Below are 8,157 nucleotides of genomic sequence, written 5' to 3'. Positions count from 1 at the left end.
GCTTACGCGCCTGCGCAATGGCTGCGTCTGGCGCCAGATACCGGCCTCCATCGGAGAAACTGTCCGAGGTTATGTTGACGATGCCGAAAATGATGAGCGATTTATTCATGGGGGCTTCTATAATAATCTCTGTACACGACAAAAATAGATAACTCATTGAAATAATGTCACAATAATTGTTTTCTAACGACGAATACTATGACACATCTCAATGAGTTATATCTTATCTTAAACAAATCTCTAAAATGGAACAAGTCACATTTAAAGTGCTTTGCGCTCATCATGCTTGTGATTATTTTAAAGCAAACATGTAATCTTTCTTCTGCATCTAAAGCCTTGCCCATCAAGTGTTTACCACAATCATTTTATCGACGTATGCAGCGCTTCTTTGCAGGTCAGTATTTTGATTATCGTCAAATTTCTCAGTTGATTTTCAATATGTTTTCATTCGACCAAGTGCAACTGACTTTAGATAGAACCAATTGGAAATGGGGAAAACGAAATATTAATATCCTGATGCTCGCAATCGTTTATCGTGGAATAGCGATACCTATCCTTTGGACATTGCTTAATAAACGTGGAAATTCAGATACGAAAGAGCGTATTGCTTTGATTCAACGCTTTATAGCCATTTTTGGTAAAGACCGTATTGTGAATGTGTTCGCAGACAGAGAGTTTATCGGTGAGCAGTGGTTTACATGGTTAATTGAACAAGACATCAACTTCTGCATTCGTGTTAAAAAAACTTCATTGTCACCAATCATTTAGGAAAGAATCATAAAATTAGTGATTTATTTCGCCATCTTAAAGTTGGTCAAATTGAATGTCGTAAACGACGGATTTTGGTTGGTCGGGTGAAACTATATATAAGTGCACTACAGTTAGAAAATGGAGAGCTTTTACTCGTCGTTTCTCCTCAGTTTAATGCCAATGCTATTCAGGATTATGCATTACGCTGGGAAATTGAAACCTTATTCAGTTGTCTCAAAGGACGCGGGTTTAATCTTGAAAATACGCGCTTGACAGACCCTAGACGAGTGAAAAAATTGATTGCGGTGTTAGCTATAAGCTTCTGTTGGTGTTACTTAACGGGTGAATGGCAACATAATCAAAAAAAAGCGATAAAAATAAAGAAGCATGGACGACTCTCAATGAGTTTATTTCGCTATGGTTTAGACTATGTTCAAATGGCGATTCAGCGTTTAATTGGTTTTGGGAAAAAAGAAGAGTTTAAGGAAATTTTGGCAATTTTAAGAAAGCAGAATCCTGATAGGATAAGGGTTCTGTGAAATTTGTCGTGTACAGAGTATAATAATAATAATCGAGCATGAGTCTCATACGGATGCTCGGGTCGAAAGGGAATCCCCAGGCGAGTAACCTGTTTGCGGTGATCCATTAGCTGCAGGAGCAGAAGAGCATACATCTGGAAGCAAAGCCAGGAAAGCGGCCTATGGAGCTGTGCGGCAGCGCTCAGTAGGCAATTTTTCAAAATATTGTTAAGCCTTTTCTGAGCATGGTATTTTTCATGGTATTACCAATTAGCAGGAAAATAAGCCATTGAATATAAAAGATAAAAATGTCTTGTTTACAATAAAGTGGGAGTAGTAATTTCGTTACTTTGTTTAGAATTTCTTCAGAAATATTTCTTAATAAATCGTGTTTTTCAACAAGCGTAAAATTACTTTCTAAAATCTCTTGTTGTTTAGCTCGAGTTTGGGTATAAGCCCCATAATAAAATTGACGAGGATCTTTAAGCACGTACCAATCTTTCATTTGGATTACAGTACGGCCCTTATCGTAAAGATCAAATTCAGGCTGCCATAAAGGTTTGTAATGAAAATTAATTTCTTCCTGAATATCGTAGGTCGCTTCTTGATAACGTGAAGCTGGTTTATCACCAAATCTTTTTTCAATATAAGCATAAGTATTTCTTAAAGGCTTAACTGAAGATGTTTTAATATCAATTTGCATATAAATCTTCCTGATTTTTTAATAAAGACTAGAGTTTTTATTCTCTAATACCGGCCTGTCCAAATCGCCACTTCATGCGGTCATATTCAATCTTTGCAAAATCATCCGTACTTAGGTGCTGTACTTGATGGTGTGCGCAGAATTCTTCAAAAGCCTTGACTGGCATAATCATTTCTACAGCTAACTCTGGATGGGGTCGTTTGCGGGAGGGGGCGGAATCCTACGCTAAGGCTTTGGCCAGCGATATTCTCCGGTGAGATTGATGTGTTCCCATCCGAGCGGCGAAACATGGGCCAAGAGATCGGGCGATAGCAGCTTTCCATCGCGTTTCTGGTTTGCAACGACCTCGCCGAGCTTCATGGTGTTCCAGAAGATGATGATGGCGGCGAGCAGATTCATGCCGGCGATGCGGTAATGCTGGCCTTCGGCGGAACGGTCGCGGATTTCACCGCGGCGGTGGAAGCTGATTGCCCGCTTCAGCGCATGATGAGCTTCGCCTTTGTTGAGCCCGATCTGGGCACGCCGTTGGAGTTCGGCATCCAGAATCCAGTCGATCATGAACAGGGTGCGCTCGACGCGACCGACTTCCCGCAGGGCTGTCGCGAGCTCGTTCTGCCGCGGATAGGAGGCGAGTTTCCGCAGAATCTGGCTTGGCGCGACGGTCCCGGCAGCAATGGTGGCGGCGATGCGCAGGATGTCGGGCCAATTGCGCTCGATCATGGCTTGGTTGACCTTTCCGCCGATCAACGCTCGCAGGTGCGCCGGGGCGGCCGACGGATTGAACGCGTAGAGCCGTTTGGATGGCAGGTCGCGGATGCGCGGAGCGAACCGGTAGCCGAGAATGGCACATGCGGCAAAGACGTGATCGGTGAAGCCGCCCGTGTCGGTGAACTGCTCGCGGATATGGCGTCCAGCATCGTTCATCAGCAGGCCATCGAGGATGTAAGGCGCTTCGCTTGCCGTTGCAGGAATCACCTGGGTTGCGAACGGCGCATATTGGTCGGAGACGTGGCTATAGGCTTTCAGGCCCGGGGTATTGCCATATTTCGCGTTGACCAGGTTCATGGCCTCACCTTGCTCTGTAGCGACGAAGAACTGTCCGTCGCTCGAAGCCGACGTGCCCATGCCCCAGAACCGGGCCATGGGTAACGCTGCCTGTGCCTCGACCACCATGGCCAGCGCCCGGTCATAGGCTTCGCCCTCGACATGCCACCGTCCAATGCGGATCAATTCCCAGAAGGTGTGGGTGTTTGTCGCATCCGCCATTTTGCGCAAGCCGAGGTTGATCCCTTCCGCCAAGATAACGTTCATTAGCCCGATCCGGTCAGCGCAGGGTGCTCCTGTGCGCAGATGGGTGAACGCTTCGGTGAAGCCGGTCGCCGCATCCACCTCCAGCAGGAGATCGGTGATGCGCGTGGGCGGGATCTGCTTGTAGAGATCGAGCACCAGATCTTCGGCGCCTGTCGGCGCGGCGGCTTCGAGTTTCTCGATATGCAGAACGCCGTTTTCAATCGACCCGCCCGGGATCGTGCCTGCGCGAGCGGCACGGCCAAGCTCGCGCAACCGCATGTCGAGGCGAGCTTGCCGGTCTGCCAGCCATTCCTCCGGCCGCAATGGCACAGCGAGACGACCGCCTTCCGCGATGGATTGTGCCGGAACGAGTGCGTGTTTCAGATCGCCATAGCGCCGGGACCTAGTAAGCCAGACATCTCCGGAGCGGAACGCATCGCGCAGATGGAACAGCACCGCGATCTCCCATAGGCGAGCGTCGCCAGCCCTCTGGGCCCGAAGGTGGCGATGCCATTTCGAGCTGGGCCGCAAGAAGCTGGTCATCGCGGCATCGTTCAAACCGGTACGAAGGGCCGTCACCGCTTCCAGAAGCGGCAGTGCAACGGGCGCAGCTCGCAGATCGAGCAGGCGCAACATGCGTGGAGCGTATCGGCGGAAGCGGTGATAACCGTCGAGCACATGATTGAGCGGATCGTCGGCCATGGTGGCGGTCAGCCTGGTTGCCATTGCAACAAGGGTTTTTAAGCCGTCCCACCCTGACCCACTCGCGATGACATCGCCCAGCGGCTGGCCATCATCCTGTGCATCGACCAGGGCGCCCCCGATCTCGGCGAAGGATTTCAGGGTGTCACGCACCACCCCCGCTTCGTCTGCGACCTTTGCATGGCAAATACGCTCCGAAGCACGGTAGAGACGGCCGACGATCCGGTCGTGGGTTTCGACCACTGCGTCGGCCAACATCGCCTGCCATTCCGAGACGCAAACAGCCAAGATCGCAAGCCGCCTGTCCTCCGGGAGATCGCGCATGCCGTCGGCATAATACCGTTCACCCTGCCTGCGCAGACGAGTCACCCGATGGGCAGGAACGCCGGCAAGCAGATCCTCGGGGAGATCGATGCGTTGCAGATATTCGAGCCGGTCGAGCAGCCGGTTGGCCGACGAAGAGTTCGAGCCAGGCTCGAACTGGCGCAGCCACACAAAACGGGTCACCCGATCATCAGCCGTCTCCTCGAGCAATGCCAGCAACTGTTCTCGGATCGACATAGGCAGCCGACTGGCGATCCTCGTCTCGATGCGTCGCTCGGCATCGACGAGAGCCGCGGCACAAAGCCGCTCGATCGTGGATGTCGCGGGAAGGACAGTGCGGGTGCGTCGGCACTCGGCTACGAAGCGACGGGCGATATCCTCGTTCGACACCGCCATCTCGGCTTCTCGGAACAACCATTCCTTCAGCTCGCTCGCACCACGTCCGGAGAAGGTGCGGAAGCCGTAGAGCCCCCGTAACTCGGCAAGATGCTCGTGCCGTGTTTCCTCGCGGGCAGCATAGTCTACGAGATCGTCGGCACCCAGGCCAAGCTGCGCTCCGATAAATTCGATGACCTCTGCAGGGATCAGTTCGCCTGGAGCCAGCACCCGGCCGGGATAGCGCAGGACACACAATTGCAGGGCGAAGCCGAACCTGTTGTGAGCGCGCCGACGCAGCCTGATATGCCCAAGGTCTTCATCACTCAGCGTATAGTGCTTGAGCAAATCCGTCTGTGAAGTCGGCAAGCGCAACAGCGCGTCTTTCTGCCGATCGGTTAGAGTGACGCGACGCGGCATACATGTTCCTTTTTCAAAATCTGATAGCGTTCAAGACGCTTTGTTTATGAAGCTGGTTGAGATACATTTCCAGAGGTCAATGCAATCGTGGCCGAAGCGCCGCCTCAAACCAACGTTTGTGATACATGCTGATCGGATATGCCCGCGTCTCCAAAGCCGATGGCTCGCAGTCTCTCGACCTGCAGCACGACGCCTTGCGCGCCGCAGGTGTCGAACGTGTTAATGGCCATTGACATCGAACGGGACAATATCTATGATGATCTTGCTTCCGGCGGTCGTGATGATCGCCCTGGCTTGACTGCCTGCCTCAAGTCATTGCGTGACGGCGATGTGCTGGTGGTCTGGAAGCTCGATCGCCTCGGACGATCGCTTGCCCATCTGGTCAACACGGTGAAGGAGCTGTCAGACCGCAAGATCGGCCTGCGGGTTCTGACTGGAAAGGGCGCTCAGATCGACACCACGACTGCGTCCGGTCGCATGGTGTTCGGAATCTTCGCCACCTTGGCCGAGTTCGAGCGGGATCTGATCCGAGAGCGCACCATGGCGGGTCTCGCCTCCGCGAGAGCGCGCGGTCGCAAGGGCGGACGAAAATTCGCGCTCACCAAAGCTCAGGTGCGTCTCGCGCAAGCCGCCATGGCCCAGCGCGATACTTCAGTTTCCGATCTCTGCAAGGAACTCGGCATCGAGCGCGTCACTCTCTACCGATATGTCGGTCCCAAAGGCGAGCTCAGAGACCATGGAAAGCATGTTCTCGGACTTACGTAGCAACTCGTTTCTTTTCGCAGGTTGAGCCACCTCCGCGCTTCATCAGAAAACTGAAGGAACCTCCATTGAATCGAACTAATATTTTTTTTGGTGAATCGCATTCTGACTGGTTGCCTGTCAGAGGCGGAGAATCTGGTGATTTTGTTTTTCGACGTGGTGACGGGCATGCCTTCGCGAAAATCGCACCTGCTTCCCGCCGCGGTGAGCTCGCTGGAGAGCGTGACCGCCTCATTTGGCTCAAAGGTCGAGGTGTGGCTTGCCCCGAGGTGATCAACTGGCAGGAGGAACAGGAGGGTGCATGCTTGGTGATAACGGCAATTCCGGGAGTACCGGCGGCTGATCTGTCTGGAGCGGATTTGCTCAAAGCGTGGCCGTCAATGGGGCAGCAACTTGGCGCTGTTCACAGCCTATCGGTTGATCAATGTCCGTTTGAGCGCAGGCTGTCGCGAATGTTCGGACGCGCCGTTGATGTGGTGTCCCGCAATGCCGTCAATCCCGACTTCTTACCGGACGAGGACAAGAGTACGCCGCAGCTCGATCTTTTGGCTCGTGTCGAACGAGAGCTACCGGTGCGGCTCGACCAAGAGCGCACCGATATGGTTGTTTGCCATGGTGATCCCTGCATGCCGAACTTCATGGTGGACCCTAAAACTCTTCAATGCACGGGTCTGATCGACCTTGGGCGGCTCGGAACAGCAGATCGCTATGCCGATTTGGCACTCATGATTGCTAACGCCGAAGAGAACTGGGCAGCGCCAGATGAAGCAGAGCGCGCCTTCGCTGTCCTATTCAATGTATTGGGGATCGAAGCCCCCGACCGCGAACGCCTTGCCTTCTATCTGCGATTGGACCCTCTGACTTGGGGTTGATGTTCATGCCGCCTGTTTTTCCTGCTCATTGGCACGTTTCGCAACCTGTTCTCATTGCGGACACCTTTTCCAGCCTCGTTTGGAAAGTTTCATTGCCAGACGGGACTCCTGCAATCGTCAAGGGATTGAAACCTATAGAAGACATTGCTGATGAACTGCGCGGGGCCGACTATCTGGTATGGCGCAATGGGAGGGGAGCAGTCCGGTTGCTCGGTCGTGAGAACAATCTGATGTTGCTCGAATATGCCGGGGAGCGAATGCTCTCTCACATCGTTGCCGAGCACGGCGACTACCAGGCGACCGAAATTGCAGCGGAACTAATGGCGAAGCTGTATGCCGCATCTGAGGAACCCCTGCCTTCTGCCCTTCTCCCGATCCGGGATCGCTTTGCAGCTTTGTTTCAGCGGGCGCGCGATGATCAAAACGCAGGTTGTCAAACTGACTACGTCCACGCGGCGATTATAGCCGATCAAATGATGAGCAATGCCTCGGAACTGCGTGGGCTACATGGCGATCTGCATCATGAAAACATCATGTTCTCCAGTCGCGGCTGGCTGGTGATAGATCCCGTCGGTCTGGTCGGTGAAGTGGGCTTTGGCGCCGCCAATATGTTCTACGATCCGGCTGACAGAGACGACCTTTGTCTCGATCCTAGACGCATTGCACAGATGGCGGACGCATTCTCTCGTGCGCTGGACGTCGATCCGCGTCGCCTGCTCGACCAGGCGTACGCTTATGGGTGCCTTTCCGCAGCTTGGAACGCGGATGGAGAAGAGGAGCAACGCGATCTAGCTATCGCGGCCGCGATCAAGCAGGTGCGACAGACGTCATACTAGATATCAAGCGACTTCTCCTATCCCCTGGGAACACATCAATCTTACCGGAGAATATCGTTGGCCAAAGCCTTAGCGTAGGATTTCGCCCTCTCCCGCAAACGACCCCTGGATCACCTATCGAAAATTCAAATTCGATATATTTGTCACGCTGAGTCCCTGTAACATGAATAAAGCAAGGAGGCTGTTCTACATTGAGTTGCTGCATACCAAAATCCTCATATTCTCCATAAGATTATTGCAACTTGCATGCCAATTTTATTTATTATTATTTTTCAAATATTTATGATTTTCTCTTTTTTATTTCATACAATGTTCTTTATCAAATTCTTAAGTCACAATGTATGACTTAAGAAAATTCTCAAGTGTTTTATATTTTCTCAGTTGTATAAGCACTTATAGATGATCAAAAAAAAAAGAAGCCAAAGCTTCTTTTTTTGATTTTCCAACTCGCATTGATAGCCCCTATAATTCAATCAACTGAACCGTACCGGGTTTGTCGGAGAGTTTTTTATTTAAGTTAGGCCACCTGACCTAACGGGTTAATCTTATCATAGTACATTGCTTCAAAATCAAAAGGTGATACATAACCTAGTGCACTATGTACA

General features: G+C 51.7%; 6 protein-coding genes and 2 pseudogenes. 4 read left to right on the top strand and 4 right to left on the bottom strand.

What is annotated here, in order from left to right:
* A pseudogene (locus FTU29_RS16800) lies at positions 1-109 on the bottom strand (dihydropteroate synthase); the annotation flags it as partial.
* Between the two features lie 89 nt (positions 110-198).
* Between FTU29_RS16800 and FTU29_RS16795 the strand changes: the two are divergent.
* Positions 199-1,289 (top strand): IS4-like element ISAba1 family transposase gene (locus tag FTU29_RS16795; protein ID WP_085940648.1). Its coding sequence is split into 2 segments (ribosomal slippage): positions 199-739 and positions 739-1,289, totalling 1,092 coding nucleotides; the frame shifts between segments, so codons are not numbered across the junction.
* A gap of 196 nt (positions 1,290-1,485) precedes the next feature.
* Here the strand turns inward: FTU29_RS16795 and FTU29_RS16790 are convergent.
* The 3 genes from FTU29_RS16790 to FTU29_RS16780 are packed head-to-tail and all read right to left on the bottom strand — an operon-like array spanning position 1,486 to position 5,082.
* The gene (locus tag FTU29_RS16790; protein WP_006581703.1) at positions 1,486-1,971 is read right to left on the bottom strand and encodes a hypothetical protein; all 486 of its coding nucleotides are present in this window, start codon (positions 1,969-1,971) and stop codon (positions 1,486-1,488) included.
* A gap of 37 nt (positions 1,972-2,008) precedes the next feature.
* Positions 2,009-2,137, bottom strand: a complete 129-nt coding sequence (locus FTU29_RS16785; RefSeq protein WP_032073144.1) for a hypothetical protein — start codon at positions 2,135-2,137, stop codon at positions 2,009-2,011.
* A 59-nt stretch (positions 2,138-2,196) separates the two neighbouring features.
* Positions 2,197-5,082 carry a Tn3 family transposase gene (locus FTU29_RS16780; protein WP_001138082.1) on the bottom strand — a complete coding sequence of 962 codons (2,886 nt, stop codon included), beginning with the start codon at positions 5,080-5,082 and terminating at the stop codon, positions 2,197-2,199.
* A gap of 125 nt (positions 5,083-5,207) precedes the next feature.
* Between FTU29_RS16780 and FTU29_RS16775 the strand changes: the two are divergent.
* From FTU29_RS16775 to FTU29_RS16765, 3 genes and pseudogenes are all read left to right on the top strand, one after another.
* Positions 5,208-5,847: pseudogene (locus FTU29_RS16775) on the top strand (recombinase family protein).
* A 65-nt stretch (positions 5,848-5,912) separates the two neighbouring features.
* Positions 5,913-6,716 (top strand): aminoglycoside O-phosphotransferase APH(3'')-Ib, encoded by an 804-nt coding sequence (gene aph(3'')-Ib, locus FTU29_RS16770; protein WP_001082319.1) that lies wholly within the window; start codon positions 5,913-5,915, stop codon positions 6,714-6,716.
* Positions 6,716-7,552, top strand: coding sequence for an aminoglycoside O-phosphotransferase APH(6)-Id (locus FTU29_RS16765; RefSeq protein ID WP_000480968.1), 837 nt, complete (start codon positions 6,716-6,718; stop codon positions 7,550-7,552). Before aph(3'')-Ib ends, FTU29_RS16765 begins: the two co-directional genes overlap by 1 nt.
* Positions 7,553-8,157: the final 605 nt, after the last annotated feature.

Origin of the sequence: Acinetobacter sp. YH12086 (assembly GCF_013419345.1) — a bacterium.
Classification (GTDB): domain Bacteria; phylum Pseudomonadota; class Gammaproteobacteria; order Pseudomonadales; family Moraxellaceae; genus Acinetobacter; species Acinetobacter amyesii.
Note: the sequence above shows the minus strand (reverse complement) of the source record. Positions and strands in the feature narration are given on the sequence as shown.